This window comes from Thermomonas sp. HDW16 (assembly GCF_011302915.1).
GTDB lineage: Bacteria > Pseudomonadota > Gammaproteobacteria > Xanthomonadales > Xanthomonadaceae > Thermomonas.
In genome coordinates this window covers 1,832,329-1,848,789 of sequence record NZ_CP049872.1, presented here as the reverse complement: position 1 = coordinate 1,848,789, position 16,461 = coordinate 1,832,329, and the positions used below count along the sequence as shown (strand labels likewise).

At 64.9% G+C, this 16,461-nt stretch carries 12 protein-coding genes, 1 tRNA gene and 1 riboswitch; of the genes, 12 read left to right on the top strand and 1 reads right to left on the bottom strand.

The genetic code is table 11. The annotated features are described in order from the left end of the window. Positions 1 to 7 precede the first annotated feature (7 nt). The 12 genes from G7079_RS08575 (at position 8) to G7079_RS08520 (ending at position 16,207) form a co-directional block, all read left to right on the top strand. Positions 8 to 1,525, top strand: a complete 1,518-nt coding sequence (locus G7079_RS08575; RefSeq protein WP_166056906.1) for an NADH-quinone oxidoreductase subunit M — start codon at positions 8 to 10, stop codon at positions 1,523 to 1,525. A gap of 13 nt (positions 1,526 to 1,538) precedes the next feature. Further along, positions 1,539 to 2,987, top strand: a complete 1,449-nt coding sequence (gene nuoN, locus G7079_RS08570; protein WP_166056905.1) for an NADH-quinone oxidoreductase subunit NuoN — start codon at positions 1,539 to 1,541, stop codon at positions 2,985 to 2,987. Between the two features lie 71 nt (positions 2,988 to 3,058). Then, positions 3,059 to 3,134, top strand: a tRNA-Met gene (locus G7079_RS08565). Between the two features lie 168 nt (positions 3,135 to 3,302). Next, positions 3,303 to 3,932: a ribosome maturation factor RimP gene (rimP, locus tag G7079_RS08560; RefSeq protein ID WP_166056904.1), complete on the top strand. Its 630-nt coding sequence runs from the start codon at positions 3,303 to 3,305 to the stop codon at positions 3,930 to 3,932. A 6-nt stretch (positions 3,933 to 3,938) separates the two neighbouring features. Next, a complete protein-coding gene (gene nusA, locus G7079_RS08555) occupies positions 3,939 to 5,426 on the top strand; it encodes a transcription termination factor NusA (RefSeq protein ID WP_166056903.1) in 1,488 nt (495 codons plus the stop codon). Positions 5,427 to 5,541: 115 nt separating this feature from the next. Further along, positions 5,542 to 8,157, top strand: coding sequence for a translation initiation factor IF-2 (gene infB / locus G7079_RS08550; protein WP_166056902.1), 2,616 nt, complete (start codon positions 5,542 to 5,544; stop codon positions 8,155 to 8,157). Between the two features lie 18 nt (positions 8,158 to 8,175). Next, the gene (gene rbfA / locus G7079_RS08545; protein WP_166056901.1) at positions 8,176 to 8,541 is read left to right on the top strand and encodes a 30S ribosome-binding factor RbfA; all 366 of its coding nucleotides are present in this window, start codon (positions 8,176 to 8,178) and stop codon (positions 8,539 to 8,541) included. Positions 8,542 to 8,581: 40 nt separating this feature from the next. Further along, positions 8,582 to 9,535 carry a tRNA pseudouridine(55) synthase TruB gene (gene truB / locus G7079_RS08540; RefSeq protein WP_166057892.1) on the top strand — a complete coding sequence of 318 codons (954 nt, stop codon included), beginning with the start codon at positions 8,582 to 8,584 and terminating at the stop codon, positions 9,533 to 9,535. 176 nt (positions 9,536 to 9,711) lie between these two features. Further along, entirely contained in the window at positions 9,712 to 9,972 is a 261-nt protein-coding gene (gene rpsO / locus G7079_RS08535) for a 30S ribosomal protein S15 (RefSeq protein ID WP_166056900.1), read from the top strand. A gap of 176 nt (positions 9,973 to 10,148) precedes the next feature. Next, on the top strand, positions 10,149 to 12,257 hold the full coding sequence (pnp, locus tag G7079_RS08530) for a polyribonucleotide nucleotidyltransferase (RefSeq protein ID WP_166056899.1): 2,109 nt from the start codon (positions 10,149 to 10,151) through the stop codon (positions 12,255 to 12,257). Between the two features lie 98 nt (positions 12,258 to 12,355). Further along, a riboswitch (cobalamin riboswitch) is annotated at positions 12,356 to 12,593 on the top strand. A gap of 183 nt (positions 12,594 to 12,776) precedes the next feature. Next, positions 12,777 to 15,194, top strand: a complete 2,418-nt coding sequence (locus tag G7079_RS08525; protein WP_166056898.1) for a ribonucleoside-diphosphate reductase subunit alpha — start codon at positions 12,777 to 12,779, stop codon at positions 15,192 to 15,194. Beyond that, positions 15,191 to 16,207, top strand: coding sequence for a ribonucleotide-diphosphate reductase subunit beta (locus G7079_RS08520; protein WP_166056897.1), 1,017 nt, complete (start codon positions 15,191 to 15,193; stop codon positions 16,205 to 16,207). The genes G7079_RS08525 and G7079_RS08520 overlap by 4 nt, the downstream gene beginning before the upstream one ends. Positions 16,208 to 16,216: 9 nt before the next feature. On the opposite strand, the gene G7079_RS08515 is transcribed toward G7079_RS08520, so the two are convergent. Continuing rightward, positions 16,217 to 16,432: an oxidoreductase-like domain-containing protein gene (locus G7079_RS08515; protein ID WP_206203195.1), complete on the bottom strand. Its 216-nt coding sequence runs from the start codon at positions 16,430 to 16,432 to the stop codon at positions 16,217 to 16,219. Between the last annotated feature and the right edge of the window lie 29 nt (positions 16,433 to 16,461).

The window sequence follows — 16,461 nt, the reverse complement described above, 5'->3', positions numbered from 1 at the left end:
CCCAAGCGTGATGCAATTGCCTCTACTCAGTTTGTTGATCTGGCTGCCGATCCTCGGTGGCGTGTTCACCATGATGGCGGGCAACACCCGTCCGCAGGCGGCGCGCTGGATCGCGCTGGCCTTCGCCTTCGCCACCTTCCTGCTCAGCATCCCGCTGTTCACCGGGTTCGACCTCGGCAACGCGGCCATGCAGTTCGTCGAGCAGAAGACCTGGATCGCCGCCTACGACATCCAGTACCACCTCGGCGCGGACGGCATCTCGCTGGCGCTGATCGGCCTGACCACGCTGACCACGGTGCTGGTGCTGATCGGTGCCTGGGGCGCGATCGACAAGCGCGTCAGCCAGTACTACGCCGCGTTCCTGATCCTAGAAGGCCTGATGATCGGCGTGTTCAGCGCGCTCGATGCGCTGCTGTTCTACGTGTTCTTCGAAGGCATGCTGATCCCGATGTTCATCATCATCGGCGTGTGGGGTGGCCCGCGCCGGGTGTATGCCTCGGTCAAGTTCTTCCTGTACACCTTCCTCGGTTCGGTGTTCATGCTGGTCGGGCTGATCTACCTGTACCTGAAGGGCGGCAGCTGGCAGCTGGCGGACATGGCCGCGCTGCCGTTGACCATGGCGGAGCAAACCTGGCTGTTCTTCGCCTTCCTGGTCGCGTTCGCGGTCAAGGTACCGATGTTCCCGGTGCACACCTGGTTGCCGGATGCGCACGTCGAGGCGCCTACCGGGGGCTCGGTGATCCTGGCCGCGATCATGCTGAAGATCGGCGGCTACGGCTTCCTGCGCTTCGTGCTGCCGATCGTGCCGGATGCTGGCCACCACTACGCCTGGCTGGTGATCACGCTGTCGCTGATCGCGGTGGTCTATGTCGGCCTGGTGGCGCTTGTGCAGGAGGACATGAAGAAGCTGATCGCCTATTCGTCGGTCTCGCACATGGGCTTCGTCACCCTCGGCACCTTCATCGCCTTCGCCCTGGTGCGTAACGGCAGTCCGGGTGGCGTCGATGCGGCGCAGCTGGGCCTGCAAGGCGCGATGGTGCAGATGATCAGCCACGGCTTCATCTCCGGCGCGATGTTCTCCTGCGTCGGCGTGCTGTACGACCGCATGCATAGCCGCATGATCAAGGACTACGGCGGAGTCGCCAACGCGATGCCGTGGTTCGCTGCGTTCTGGGTGCTGTTCGCGATGGCCAACTCCGGCCTGCCAGGCACCAGTGGTTTCGTCGGTGAATTCATGGTGATCCTGGCTGCGTTCCAGGCCAACCCGCTGATCGCGTTCGCCGCGGCCTTCACCCTGATCATCGGCGCCGGTTACACCTTGTGGCTGACCAAGCGGGTGATCTGGGGCGATGTCGGCAATGCCCACGTCGCCGAACTCGAAGACATCAACATGCGCGAATGGATCGTGCTGGGCGTGTTCGCCATCGGCGTCATCGTGCTGGGCGTGTACCCGAAACCGCTGACCGACCTGATGGAACCCTCCATCGCGCAACTGGCGGGCCAGCTCGCCGCGACCAAGCTTTAAGGTGATCGATCCCATGCAGGCCACCCTCCCGATGCCATCCGCCGCCGAACTGCTTCCGTTGATCCCGGAGCTGGTCCTGCTCGGTGCCGCGTTCGCGCTGCTGATGCTCGACCTGTTCCTCAGCGAGAAGCAGCGTGTGATCACCCATGCATTGGCCATCGCCAGCCTGGTGCTGGTTGGCGTGCTGGTGATCGCGGGTATCGGCGGGCAGGGCACCGTTCTGTCCGGCATGTTCATCCGCGACAACATGGCCGACGTGCTGAAGATCGGCGTGTGTTTCGTCTCCGCGATTTCGCTGGTCTATGCCTGGTCGTACCTGCGCGAACGTGGCCTGTACAAGGGTGAAGTGCCGGTGCTGGTCATGTTCGCCGTGGCCGGCATGATGCTGCTGATTTCCGCAGGCAGCCTGGTCATGGTCTACCTGGGCCTGGAACTGCTGGCGCTGTGCTCGTACGCGCTGGTGGCGATCGATCGCGACAGCAAGCTGGCCTCCGAAGCGGCGATGAAGTACTTCGTGCTGGGCGCGCTCGCCTCCGGCATGCTGCTGTACGGCATGTCGCTGGTGTATGGCGCGACCGGCAGCATCGACCTTGCGTCGATCAATGCCAACGCCTCGACGGTTGCACAGCCCGCGATGCTGTTGACCGGCGTGGCCTTCATGGTCGCCGGCATCGCCTTCAAATTCGGTGCCGCACCGTTCCACATGTGGGTGCCGGACGTCTACCAGGGCGCGCCGACGGCGATCACGCTGTTCATCGGCTCCGCGCCCAAGCTGGCCGCGTTCGCGATGGCGATGCGCCTGCTGGAAGTCGGTGCCGCGCCGCTGGGCGATTACTGGCATCCGATGCTGGCCGGCCTGGCCGCGTTGTCGCTGGTGATCGGCAACCTGATCGCATTGGCGCAGACCAACCTCAAGCGCATGCTGGCGTATTCCACGATCTCGCACGTCGGCTTCCTGTTCATGGGACTGGCCGGCGGCGGTGCGCAGGGTTATGCGGCGGCGATGTTCTATACGATCAGCTACGCGATCATGGCCACTGCCGCGTTCGGCGCGATCATCGTGCTCTCGCGCCGTGGTTTCGAGGCCGAGAACATTTCCGATTTCAAGGGTCTGAATGCCCGCGACCCTTGGACGGCTGGCCTGGTGCTGTGCGTGATGGCCTCGCTGGCCGGCGTGCCGCCGTTCCTCGGCTTCTGGTCGAAGTTGGCGGTGCTGCGTGCCGCGCTGGAAGGCGGCATGTTGTGGCTGGCGATCGTCGGCATCGTGTGCGCGGTGATCGGTGCGTTCTACTACCTGCGCGTGATCAAGGCGATGTACTTCGACGAACCCGTCGGCGAAGCCGTCGGCCCTCGCGATGATCGTTTGCTCAACATCGTGTTCGGCGTCAATGCGTTGAGCCTGCTGGCGTTCGGCCTGTTCTGGAGCCCGCTGATGGCGTGGTGCCAGCGCGCGTTCGCCTGAACACTGTCTATCGGTTTTTGCACGCAAAGGCTTGCAAAGAATCGCGCAACGCACCATAATTCCGCTTCTGCTGCGGGGTGGAGCAGTCTGGCAGCTCGTCGGGCTCATAACCCGAAGGTCGCAGGTTCAAATCCTGCCCCGCTACCATGCTTATCTGCGATGAATGCTTGATTCGATTCATCGCCGGGGCTTGGGCTCGTGAGATCCGTTGCTTCCGGGTTTCACACTCCAGCGTCATCGGACAAGGGCCCAGTGGGCCCTTTTTCGTTTCCGGGATTTTTGTTTTTCGTTCCTGCATCGAGATCTGGATACAACGTGACCGACAAGGCCGACGAAATCGCCGCGTTGCTCTCACCCACGGTGGAATCGCTGGGGTTGGAGTTGCTCGGCATCGAATACCTGCCCGCACCGGGTGGCGCCACCGTGCGCCTGTACATCGACGTGCCGCAGGCGGATAGCGATACCCGCAGCGTGGGCATCGAGGATTGCGAAGCGGTCAGCCGCGAAGTGTCCGCGCAGCTCGACGTCGAGGATCCGATCACCGGTAATTACACGCTGGAAGTGTCGTCGCCAGGCCTGGATCGCCCGCTGTTCGGTGCCGCGCAGTTCGCGCGCTTCGTCGGCGAATCCGCCAAGGTCACGCTGAAGCTGCCGCAGGACGGGCGTCGCCGCTTCGTGGGCAAGATCGTCCGCGTGGACGGCACTACGATCGTCTTCGCAGTCGATAACGCCGAATTCGAAATCGACGCGGCGAACATCGACAAGGCCAAGCTGGTGCCCGATTGGGTGGCCTTGGGCTTGGCGCCGGCCGTGGACAAATCCGGGCGCGATGCGCGACCGGGCAAGCAGAAAAAACCGGCCGGCAAGAAACCGGCGAACAAGAACACCCCTGACAAAAACCTCACCAACAAGCCGGCGGCCAGCGAGCCGTCCAGTGCGGAGTAAGCGGAAATGAGCAAGGAACTTCTTCTCGTCGTCGATGCGGTCGCGGCCGAAAAGGGCGTGCCGGAATCGGTGATCCTGGAAGCGATCGAAGCGGCGCTGGCCTCGGCGGCGAAGAAGCGTTACGCCGAAGAGGATGTGCTGGTGCGCGTGCAGATCGACCCGAAGGACGGCAGTTACGAGACTTACCGCCGCTGGGAAGTGGTCGCCGACGACGTGGTGATGGAATCGCCGCACCGCCAGGTGCGCCTGATGGACGCCGTGGACGAGAGCGATGACGCCGAAGTCGGCGACTACATCGAAGAACAGATCGAGAACCCGGATTTTGGCCGCATCGCCGCGCAGGCCGCCAAGCAGGTGATCGTGCAGCGCGTGCGCGAAGCCGAGCGCGCTCAAGTCGTGGATGCATGGAAGGATCGCGTCGGCGAGCTGGTGACCGGCGTGGTCAAGCGCGTGGAGCGCGGCAACATCTACGTCGACCTGGGCGGCAATGCCGAGGCGATCATCCCCAAGGACAAGGGCATCCCGCGCGACGTGCTGCGCACCGGCGACCGCGTCCGCGGCTACCTGTTCGACGTGCGTTCCGAGCCGCGTGGCCCACAGCTGTTCATCAGCCGCGCCGCCCCGGAATTCATGATGGAGCTGTTCAAGCTGGAAGTGCCGGAAGTCGGCCAGGGCCTGGTCTCGATCATGGCCTGCGCACGCGACCCGGGCGACCGCGCCAAGATCGCGGTACTGGCGCACGACAACCGCACCGATCCGATCGGCGCCTGCATCGGCATGCGCGGTTCGCGCGTGCAGGCGGTGACCAACGAATTGAACGGCGAGCGCGTCGACATCGTGCTGTGGAGCGACAACGCCGCTCAGTTCGTGATCAACGCGATGGCGCCAGCCGAAGTGCAGTCGATCATCGTCGATGAAGACAAGCACTCGATGGACCTGGCCGTTGCCGAGGACAAGTTGGCGCAGGCGATCGGTCGGGGCGGCCAGAACGTGCGCCTGGCCAGCCGCCTGTCGGGCTGGCAGCTCAACGTGATGACTGCCGACCAGGTGCAGGCCAAGTCCGAGGCCGAACAGGCCACCGCGCGCCAGCTGTTCATGGACAAGCTCGAGGTCGACGAAGAGATCGCCGGCATCCTGGTGGCCGAGGGCTTCAGCACGGTCGAGGAAATCGCCTACGTGCCGGTCGGCGAGCTGCTGGCGGTCGAGGGCTTCGACGAGGACATCGTCGAGGAATTGCGCTCGCGCGCCCGCGACGCATTGCTCAACGACGCTTTGGCGGTCGAGGAAGGCCTGGAGGAACACCAGCCGGCCGAAGACCTGCTGTCGCTGGAAGGCATGGACGAAGCCACCGCATACGCGCTCGCCGAGCGTGGCGTGCGGACCCGCGAGGACCTGGCCGAGATGGCCACCGACGAAATCGCCGACATCGAGGATGTGGGCGAGGAACGCGCGGCGGCCCTGATCATGGAAGCCCGCAAGCACTGGTTCGAGTAAGCAGCACCTTGGGGCGGGTCCAGGCCCGCCACGCTTGATTGGCCGATGGGCTCGGGCCCGTCCTACAATCCCCCGATTCGGCCGCATGCGTGCGGCCAAAGACACCGGAATCCGAATGTCGCAACAAACCACAATCCGCAAGCTTGCCGAACTGGTGAACACGCCGGTCGAGAAACTGCTGGAGCAGCTGGCCGAGGCCGGCATGAGCTTCAGCGGCCCCGACCAGGTCGTGACAAGCATGGAGAAAGTGAAGCTGCTGGGCTTCCTCAAGCGTTCGCACGGCAAGACCGATGCCGCCGCGGACGAGGTCGTCGCGCCCGGCAAGATCACCCTCAACCGCAGCCGCAAGCAGGAAATCACCGTTGGCGGCAGCGGCAAGGCTGGCCGTGGCAGTGCCAGCACCATCGATGTCGTGGTGCGCAAGAAAGTCACCTTGAGCAAGCCGGGTGCCACGCCTGCACTGACCGCCGCCGAGGAACAGGATGCCGAGCGTGCTGAGATCCTGCGCAAGCTGGAAGAATCCCGCCAGCGCAACCTGACGGAACAGCAGCGCCTGGCCGAAGGCGATCGCAAGCGTGCCGAGGAACTGGCCGAGCGCAAGCGCGTCGAGGAAGAAGAGGCCGAGCGCGCGCGCATCGAAGCGACCGCCGCCGCGGAAGCGGCCGTGCTCGAAGAGGCCGGCAAGCCCAAGGCCGGTCACCACGGCCACGCACATCACCCGAAGCCCGCTGCCCCGCGCAGCGACGACAAGAACGCTGCTGCGCACAAGGGCAAGGCTCAGCGTGGTTCGCACGCGATGGTCGCCGGCGTCGAGGATGACGACAACGCCCAGCGTTTCGCCGGCCAGTTGCACCTGTCCGCATCGGAACGCGCGCGCCGCACCACCAGCGTGCGCGGCAAGGCCCGGCCGCAGAAGCGCGGCCAAGATCAGTCGCGTACCGGCACCGGCTTCAACAAGCCGACTGCGCCGATCGTGCGCGAGATCGCCATCGGCGATGCGATCACCGTGTCCGACCTCGCCCAGAAACTGGCGTTGAAGGGCGGCGACGTGGTCAAGCAACTGTTCAAGATGGGCGTGATGGCCACCATCACCCAGACCATCGACCATGACACCGCGGTGCTGGTGACCGAGGAACTCGGCCACAAGGCCGTGCACGCCGATGCGGGCGATGCCGAGAGCGAATTGCTGGCGCACGTCGAGCAGGTGCAGGGCGATCAGCAGCAGCGGCCGCCGGTGGTCACCATCATGGGCCACGTCGACCACGGCAAGACCTCGTTGCTGGACTATATCCGCCGCACCAAGGTCGCCTCCGGCGAAGCCGGCGGCATCACCCAGCACATCGGCGCGTACCACGTGGAAACGCCGAAGGGCGTGATCAGTTTCCTCGACACCCCGGGCCATGCCGCGTTCACGCACATGCGCCAGCGCGGCGCCAAGCTGACCGACATCGTGATCCTGGTGGTCGCGGCGGACGATGGCGTGATGCCCCAGACGATCGAGGCGATCCAGCACGCGAAGTCGGCGAAGGTGCCGCTGATCGTGGCGATCAACAAGATCGACAAGTCCGACGCCGATCCGTCGCGGGTCAAGAACGACTTGTTGGCGCACGACGTGGTGGCGGAAGAATTCGGTGGCGACACCCAGATGGTGGAGCTGTCGGCGAAGACCGGCCAGGGCGTGGACGACCTGCTCGATGCGGTGTCGCTGCAGGCCGAAGTGCTCGACCTCAAGGCCGTGTTCGAAGGACGCGCCAGTGGCGTGGTGATCGAATCCTCGCTGGACAAGGGCCGTGGCCCGGTCGCGACGGTGCTGGTGCAGCAGGGCACGCTCGCCAAGGGCGATTACCTGGTCTGCGGCATCCAGTACGGCCGCGTGCGTGCGTTGTTCGACGAAACCGGATCGCAGGTGCCACAGGCCGGCCCGTCGATTCCGGTGCAGATCCTCGGCCTGTCCGGCGTACCGGAAGCGGGCGACGATTTCGTGGTCGTGGCCGACGAACGCCTGGCCAAGGACGTGGCCCAGCAGCGTGACGCCAAGCGCCGTGAAACGCGCCTGGTCGCCGCTGCCGGCAACCGCATGGAAGACATCATGGCGCAGATGGGCGAGGGCGCTGCGCAGCAGACCCTCAACCTGGTGGTCAAGGCCGACGTGCACGGTTCGATGCAGGCCCTGCGCGAAGCGCTGACCGGCCTGTCCAATGATCAGATCCGCATCAATGTGATCGGTTCCGGCGTGGGCGGCATCACCGAGTCCGATGCGCAACTGGCGGCGACCTCCAAGGCCACCGTGATCGGCTTCAACGTGCGTGCCGATGCCTCGGCGCGCAAGGTGATCGAAGGCAACGGCGTCGACCTGCGTTACTTCTCGATCATCTACGACGTCATCGACCAGGTGAAGCAGGTCGCCTCGAACGTGCTGGGCAAGGAAATCCGCGAGGAGATCATCGGCACCGCCGACGTGCGCGACGTGTTCCGCAGCTCCAAGTTCGGCGCGGTTGCCGGCTGCATGGTGGTGGAAGGCGTGGTCAAGCGCGGCAAGCCGATCCGCGTGCTGCGCGACAGCGTGGTCATCTTCGAAGGCGAACTGGAATCGCTGCGCCGCTTCAAGGAGAACGTGGACGAAGTTCGCGTCAACACCGAATGCGGCATCGGCGTGAAGGCGTACAACGACGTCAAGCCGGGCGACCAGATCGAATGCTTCGAGCGCATCGAGGTGCAGCGCACGCTGTAAGGCGTGCGCACAACCCACATGGCACAGAAGTCCTTCCATCGCACCGACCGCGTCTCGGCCCAGCTCCGCCGCGAGCTGGGCACGCTGGTGCACGAAGCCGTGCGTGAGCACGGCTTGGCATCGTCCAGTGTCTCCGACGTCGAACTCACCCGCGACATGGCGCATGCCAAGGTGTTCGTCACCGTGCTCATCCAGGAGCGCGCGCAGGAAACCATGAAGGCGCTGAAGGAACTGGCGCCGGAAATCCGCTACAAGCTGGCGCATGCGATGAAGCTGCGGCACGTGCCGGAGCTGCATTTCCACTACGACGAGTCGATGGATCGCGGCGAGCGCATCGACAACCTGCTGCGCGACCTGCGCACCAGTGACGACGACGCCGAATAATCCATCGGCACCGCCGCCGCGCCCCAAGCGCGAACGCACGGTGTTCCGCCGGCTCGACGGCATCCTGCTGCTGGACAAGCCGCAGGGCCTGTCGAGCAACCAGGCGTTGCAGCGCGTGCGGCATCTGTTCCGTGCCGAGAAGGGCGGACATACCGGCAGCCTCGATCCGTTGGCCACCGGCTTGCTGCCGGTGTGTTTCGGTGAGGCCACCAAGATCGCTGGCGGCCTGCTGGGCGCGCGCAAGGCCTACGAAACCGTGGCCCGGCTCGGCATCACCACTGACACCGACGATGCCGAAGGCCAGCCGCTGCGCGAACGTCCGGTGCCGGCGATCACCATCGACACCATCGACGCAGCGCTGAAGCAGCTGACTGGTCGCATCCGCCAGCGCCCACCGATCTATTCGGCGCTCAAGCGCGGCGGCGAGCCGCTCTACGCCAAGGCGCGACGCGGCGAGACCATCGAAATCGACGAGCGCGAGATCGACGTCCACGCCTTCGAACTGCTGAACGCCGCTGACTTGCTGGATGGCGACGAGCCTTTGTTGCGCCTGCATGTCGAATGCGGTTCCGGTACCTATGTGCGCAGCCTGGTGCGCGACCTTGGCGAGCTGCTCGGTTGCGGCGCGCACGTGGCCGAATTGCGCCGCCTGTGGGTGGATCCGTTCCGCGAGCCGCGGATGTGGACGCTTGAAGCGCTGGAAAACCTGCGTGCGCAGGCCGGCGAGCGCGTGCTGGAGGCTTGCCTGCTGCCGATCGAGGCCGGGATGACGTCCTGGCCGCAGGTCAGGGTCAGCGAGCCGCAGGCGCAGCGGCTGGGTCGCGGGCAAGGCTTGCGCGGGCCGTACCAGCCGCAGGGGCAGGTGGCCCTGCTGGACGAGCACGGTCGTGGCCTGGGCCTGGGCGAGGTCGATGCCGAGGGCGGGTTGCGCCCGTCGCGGCTGTTCCGCTGGGCCTCCGCGACCGGGGCATTGCTGGATTCGCCCGCTTCCTGAATTGCCCGGGCCGCAAGCACGGGCTATAATTCCGCTGCTATTTCGGGGCGATTACCCTGACGTGCACTTTCGCTCTTTTGTTTCATTCCGTTCACGGCGAGCCGTGCGGTGCGGAGGACAGGTTCACCAGAGCCGTTCACCCGTTCCTGCTGGTCACGCATCACAAGGTAAAAATCATGTCCATCGATTCACAGAAAGTCATCAACGAACACAAGCGCGGCGACAACGACACCGGTTCGCCGGAAGTGCAGGTCGCCCTGCTGACCGCCCGCATCGAGCTGCTGACCGAGCACTTCAAGACCCACAAGCAGGATCACCACAGCCGTCGTGGCCTGCTGATGATGGTCAACCGTCGTCGCAGCCTGCTCGACTATCTGCACCGCAAGGATGCAGATCGTTACAAGGCGCTGATCGGCAAACTCGGCCTGCGTCGCTGATCGAAACACCTACCGCGGCGCAGTGATGCGCCGCGGTTCGTTTTTGCGGTACCGAATTTTCGCGTTACACGAATTGCACACCCTCGCGGCCATGCCGCATTCCCGCATCGCACCGCGATGCAGCGCACGGAGCGGGGCTCCGTTGCGTCGACGATAAAGACATCAAGGATTCCCAAGTGGCGAAGATCAGCAAGAGCTTCCAGTACGGCGACAAGACCATCACCCTCGAAACCGGCGAGATCGCACGCCAGGCCGGCGGCGCGGTCATGGTCTCCTGCGACGGCACCATGGTGCTGTGCACCGCGGTGGCGGCGAAGACCCAGCGCGAAGGCCAGGACTTCTTCCCGCTGACCGTGGATTACCAGGAGAAGTTCTACGCCGGCGGTCGCATCCCGGGTGGCTTCTTCAAGCGCGAAGGCCGCGCGACCGAAAAGGAAACCCTGACCAGCCGCCTGATCGATCGCCCGATCCGCCCGCTGTTCCCGGAAGAGTTCAAGAACGAAGTGCAGGTCATCGCGACCGTCATGTCGCTGAACCCGGAAATCGATGGCGACATCCTGGCGCTGATCGGCTGCTCCGCCGCCGTGTCGCTGACCGGTGCCCCGTTCCAGGGCCCGATCGGTGCCGCCAAGGTCGGTTACAAGGACGGCAAGTACCTGCTCAACCCGACCGTCAGCGAGCTGAAGGAATCGCAGCTTGAGCTGGTCGTCGCCGGTACCAGCGAAGCCGTGCTGATGGTGGAATCCGAAGCCGCAGAGCTGTCCGAAGACGTGATGCTGGGCGCGGTGATGTTCGGCCACAAGCACATGCAGGTCGCGATCAACGCGATCAACGAACTGGTCACCGAAGCCGGCACCAAGACCTGGGACTGGAAGGCCCCGGCGAAGAATGAATCGCTGATTGCCGCCGTCAAGGAAGCCGTGGGCGGCCAGCTGGCTGAAGCCTTCCAGGTGCGCGACAAGCTGCAGCGCAAGGATGCGATTTCCGCGATCAAGAAGGATGTGGTCGGTGCGCTGGCACCGCGTGCCGAGGGCGAAGGCTGGAACCCGGCCGACCTGGGCAAGGAATTCGGCGAGCTGGAATACCAGACCATGCGCGGTTCGGTGCTGGACACCAAGGTCCGCATCGACGGCCGTGCGCTGGACACCGTGCGCCCGATCACCTCCAAGGTCGGCGTGCTGCCGCGCGTGCACGGCTCCTCGCTGTTCACCCGTGGCGAGACCCAGGCGATCGTCGCCGTGACCCTCGGCACCGCGCGTGACGGCCAGGTCATCGACGCCGTCGGTGGCGAGTACAAGGAACACTTCCTGTTCCACTACAACTTCCCCCCGTACTCGGTGGGCGAAGCCGGCCGCATGATGGGCCCGAAGCGCCGTGAAATCGGCCACGGCCGCCTCGCCAAGCGCGGCGTGCTGGCGGTGATGCCGACCATGGAAGCCTTCCCGTACACGATCCGCGTGGTCTCCGAGATCACCGAGTCGAACGGTTCCTCGTCGATGGCCTCGGTCTGTGGTTCCTCGCTGGCGCTGATGGATGCCGGCGTACCGGTCAAGGCACCGGTCGCGGGTATCGCGATGGGCCTGGTCAAGGAAGGCGACAACTTCGTCGTGCTGTCCGACATCCTGGGCGACGAAGATCACCTCGGCGACATGGACTTCAAGGTGGCCGGCACCAGCAACGGCATCTCCGCGCTGCAGATGGACATCAAGATCCAGGGCATCACCGAGGAGATCATGAAGGTCGCGCTGGCCCAGGCCAAGGCTGGCCGCCTGCACATCTTGGGCGAGATGGCCAATGCGCTGACCGCGCCGCGTGGCGAGCTGTCCGAGTTCGCGCCGCGCCTGCTGACCATCAAGATCCACCCGGACAAGATCCGCGAAGTGATCGGCAAGGGCGGTTCGGTGATCCAGGCGATCACCAAGGAAACCGGCACCCAGATCGACATCCAGGATGACGGCACCATCACCATCGCATCGGTGAACGCCGCTGCCGGCCAGGCCGCCAAGTCGCGCATCGAGCAGATCACCTCCGACGTCGAGCCGGGCCGCATCTACGAGGGCAAGGTCGCCAAGCTGATGGACTTCGGCGCGTTCGTCACCATTTCCCCCGGCAAGGACGGCCTGGTGCACGTCTCGCAGATCTCCAACGACCGCGTCGAGAAGGTCTCCGACGTGCTCAAGGAAGGCGACATGGTCAAGGTCAAGGTGCTGGAAGTCGACAAGCAGGGCCGCATCCGCCTGTCGATGAAGGCCGTGGCCGAAGGCGAGGGCGTCGCGGCCGAATAAGCCGTCGAATCGCTGTCGCTGCATCGAAAAGCGGGCTTCGGCCCGCTTTTTGTTTACGTGGAATCCGAACATATGGGATTGACGATATCGGCCGACCACACTATGTTGTGGCTGTCGGTTTCGCGGTCGCAAGGCTGCGGATGAAAAGGGAAGCCGGTTCGGCCCGTGTCCTCGGACATCGGGCCCATCCCGGCACTGCCCCGCAGCGGTAGGTGGACACGAGGTCGCGTTACGCACTGGGGCGGTGGCCCTGGGAAGCAGCGACCGAGGTGGTCGGGATGAAGATCCCGGCCGGATCCACGAGTCCGAAGACCTGCCGACAGCCGCGCGATGCACGCCGCGCGGTGCCGGCCGCGGAATCTCCGGGGGAGATGGCTGGTGCAGCAGGCACGGCCGCATCCCGAGCTTCCCGATGCGTCGCGGTTCCTGCGACACCGCGCTTCCACCCTGTGTCTCCGATGCCATCCATGCCTGCGAGGGACAGGCTTGGGCCCGTGCATCCTGCATGGAGACACCGCTATGTCCGAGACACTGGCCACCGTGGCCGAGGCGCCCGTCGCGCCGTCCTTCGACCTGACTTCGCCGCCGACCGCGACCACGATGCGCGTGACCAAGCGCAACGGCACCGGCGAGGCGGTCGACCTCAACAAGATCGTGCGCGCGGTGACCCGCGCCGCCGAAGGCCTGCACGCGGTGGAGCCGATGCGCGTGGCCACCCGCACGATCTCCGGCCTGTACGACGGCGCGACCACCGCCGAGCTCGACGAACTGTCGATCCGCACCGCCGCGCTACTCACCGGCGAGGAACCCGAATACGGCAGGCTGGCCGCGCGCTTGCTGTCGAGCGTGATCGCCAAGGAAGTGGCGGGGCAGGAGATCCATGCGTTCTCGCAATCGGTCGCGCGCGGACACGAACTGGGGCTAATCAACGATCGCCTGCTCGGCTTCGTGCAGGCCAATTCGCGCAAGCTCAACGACGCGCTGGACGCGTCCCTTGACCGCGGCTTCGACTACTTCGGCCTGCGCACCCTGTACGACCGCTACCTGCTGCGCCACCCGCGCACGCGCAAGGCGATCGAGACCCCGCAGCAGTTCTTCCTGCGCATCGCCTGCGCGCTGAGCGAGGACGTGCCGGAAGCGCTGGCGTTGTACCGGCGCATGGCCGAACTCGATTACCTGCCGAGCTCGCCGACGCTGTTCAACAGCGGCACCACCCACGAACAGCTATCGTCCTGCTTCCTGCTGGATTCGCCGCAGGACACGCTGGAATCGATCTACGCGAAGTACGGCGACATCGCGCAGTTGAGCAAATTCAGCGGCGGCATCGGCGTGAGCTACACGCGCGTGCGTTCGCGCGGCTCGCTGATCAAGTCCACCAACGGGCATTCCAACGGCATCGTGCCGTGGCTGAAGACGCTGGATTCCTCGGTGGCGGCGGTGAACCAGGGCGGCAAGCGCAAGGGCGCGGCCTGCGTGTACCTGGAACCCTGGCATGCCGATGTCGAGGAGTTCCTGGAACTGCGCGAGAACACCGGCGACGAAGCCCGGCGCACCCACAACCTCAACCTGGCCAACTGGGTGCCGGATCTGTTCATGCGCCGGGTCGAGGCCGATGCCGATTGGTCGCTGTTCGATCCGCGTATCGTCCCGGAATTCACCGACCTGTTCGGCAACGCCTTCGATCGCGCCTACGAGCAGGCGGAAGCGCAGGGCAAGGCGGTCAAGACGATCAAGGCGCGCGAGCTGTACGCGCGGATGATGCGCACGCTGGCGCAGACCGGCAACGGCTGGATGACCTTCAAGGACAAGTGCAACCGGGCGAGCAACCAGACGCTGCGCGCGGGCAACGTGATCCACCTGTCCAACCTGTGTACGGAGATCCTCGAAGTCACATCGACTGAGGAAACCGCCGTCTGCAATCTTGGCTCGATCAACCTGGCGCGTCATTTCGATGAGGACGGGTTCTTCGATTTCGACAAGTTGGCCGAAACCGTGCAGCTGGCGGTGCGCCAACTGGATCGGGTGATCGACCTGAATTTCTATCCGATCGAATCCGCGCGCCGCGGCAACCTGCGCTGGCGGCCTGTGGGGCTGGGCTGCATGGGCCTGCAGGACGTGTTCTTCCGCCTGCGGCTGTCGTTCGACAGCGAGGAAGCGCGCGTGCTGTCGGCGAAGATCGCCGAGACCATCTATTTCCACGCGTTGGAGACGTCGTGCGAACTGGCAGAGGAACGCGGCCGACACCCATCGTTCGCGGACACGCGTGCCGCCAGCGGCGAATTGCAGTTCGATGCCTGGGCCGTGGTTCCGGAAGATTTCGAGCGCTGGAATGCGCTGCGCGAGCGCATCAAGCTGCATGGCCTGCGCAACTCATTGCTGGTCGCCATCGCCCCGACCGCGACCATCGCCTCCATCGCCGGCTGCTACGAATGCGTGGAGCCGCAAGTCTCCAACCTGTTCAAGCGCGAAACACTGTCCGGCGACTTCCTGCAGGTGAACCGCTACCTGGTCGAGGAGCTGAAGAAGCTCGGCTTGTGGACGCCGGAAGTGCGCGATGCGATCAAGCAGGCCGAAGGCTCGATCCAGAACGTGGCGCAGGTGCCGGAGACGCTGCGCAGCATCTACCGCACGGCGTGGGAACTGCCGATGCGTTCGCTGATCGACATGGCCGCCGAGCGTGGTGCCTTCATCGACCAATCGGCCTCGCTCAACCTGTTCATGGAAAGCCCGAATATCGGCGCGCTGTCGTCGATGTACATGTATGCGTGGAAGCGCGGCATCAAGACCACGTACTACCTGCGTTCGCGGCCGGCGACGAAGATCGCCAAGACCACGGTGGCCAGCGCGGCGGCAACCGCGCCGAAGACGGAATACGCGCCGGTGGATGCGGTCGCCTGTTCGCTGGAAAACCCGGAAGCCTGCGAGGCCTGTCAATGAGCGCGCACCGCCAACTGCTGCTGGATCCCGGCTTCGAACTCACCCTGCGGCCGATGCGCTACCCGCAGTTCTACGAGATGTACCGCGACGCGATCCGCAATACCTGGACGGTGGAGGAAGTGGATTTCTCGCTGGACACCAATGACCTGAAGAACAAGTTCGGGCCGGCGGAGCGGCATTTGATCGAACGCTTGGTGGCGTTCTTCGCTACCGGCGATTCCATCGTCTCCAACAACCTGGTGCTGAACCTGTACCAGCACATCAATGCGCCGGAAGCGCGCATGTACCTGTCGCGCCAGCTGTACGAGGAAGCGCTGCACGTGCAGTTCTACCTGACCCTGCTGGATACCTATCTGCCGGATCCGAACGAGCGTGCCAAGGCCTTCGCCGCGGTCGACAACATCCCGTCGATCCGGCGCAAGGCCGAGTTCTGCTTCAAGTGGATCGACTCGATCCAGGACCTGCGCCGTATCGAGACCCGCGAGCAGCGCCGCCGTTTCCTGCTCAACATGGTCTGCTTCGCCGGTTGCATCGAAGGCCTGTTCTTCTTCGCGGCCTTCGCCTATGTGTACTACCTGCGTTCGCGCGGGCTGCTGCACGGGTTGGCCAGCGGTACCAACTGGGTGTTCCGCGACGAGAGCGCGCACATGGCCTTCGCCTTCGAGGTGATCCGCACCGCGCGCGAGGAAGAGCCCGACCTGGTCGATGACGAATTCCGCCGCGAGGTGGTGGCGATGCTGGAAGAAGCGGTCGAATGCGAATACGCGTTCGCCGAAGACACCCTGTCCGGCGGCGTGGCGGGGCTGTCGCTGAAGGACATGCGCGAATACCTGCAGTACTGCGCCGACCAGCGATTGGCGCAGCTGGGCTTCGCCAAGCACTTCGGCTCGCGCAATCCGTTCCCGTTCATGGACCTGCAGGACGTGCAGGAGCTGACCAATTTCTTCGAACGCCGCGTCTCGGCCTACCAGGTTGGGGTGCAGGGCGAGGTCGGCTTCGACCACGCGTTCTGACGCGGATCGCTACGGTGTGGCTGCTGCGGTGTCCACATCGGGGTGCCGCAGCTTCCATGCGGCCAGTGCCTTCGCGTAGGCCTCAAGCTCCTCGGCATACAGGTCATGCACGCAGACCGGGCAGCCGCTGTCGCAGCAATCCGAGGGCAGGGGGCGTTCGGGCGCGATCGGCCGCGGATCGGCGTTTGCGCTGGACAGGGGATTGGACATCGACGAATCAGGCATGGTGACAGGCCGATTATCCCAGCCTGCGC

Bases quoted from the DNA above. Each gene is read 5' to 3' on its own strand.
- nuoN (WP_166056905.1), top strand. From the start codon at position 1,539: ATGCAGGCCACCCTCCCGATGCCATCCGCCGCCGAACTGCTTCCGTTG.
- nusA (WP_166056903.1), top strand. From the start codon at position 3,939: ATGAGCAAGGAACTTCTTCTCGTCGTCGATGCGGTCGCGGCCGAAAAG.
- infB (WP_166056902.1), top strand. From the start codon at position 5,542: ATGTCGCAACAAACCACAATCCGCAAGCTTGCCGAACTGGTGAACACG.
- rbfA (WP_166056901.1), top strand. From the start codon at position 8,176: ATGGCACAGAAGTCCTTCCATCGCACCGACCGCGTCTCGGCCCAGCTC.
- rpsO (WP_166056900.1), top strand. From the start codon at position 9,712: ATGTCCATCGATTCACAGAAAGTCATCAACGAACACAAGCGCGGCGAC.
- G7079_RS08525 (WP_166056898.1), top strand. From the start codon at position 12,777: ATGTCCGAGACACTGGCCACCGTGGCCGAGGCGCCCGTCGCGCCGTCC.
- G7079_RS08520 (WP_166056897.1), top strand. From the start codon at position 15,191: ATGAGCGCGCACCGCCAACTGCTGCTGGATCCCGGCTTCGAACTCACC.
- G7079_RS08515 (WP_206203195.1), bottom strand. From the start codon at position 16,432: ATGCCTGATTCGTCGATGTCCAATCCCCTGTCCAGCGCAAACGCCGAT.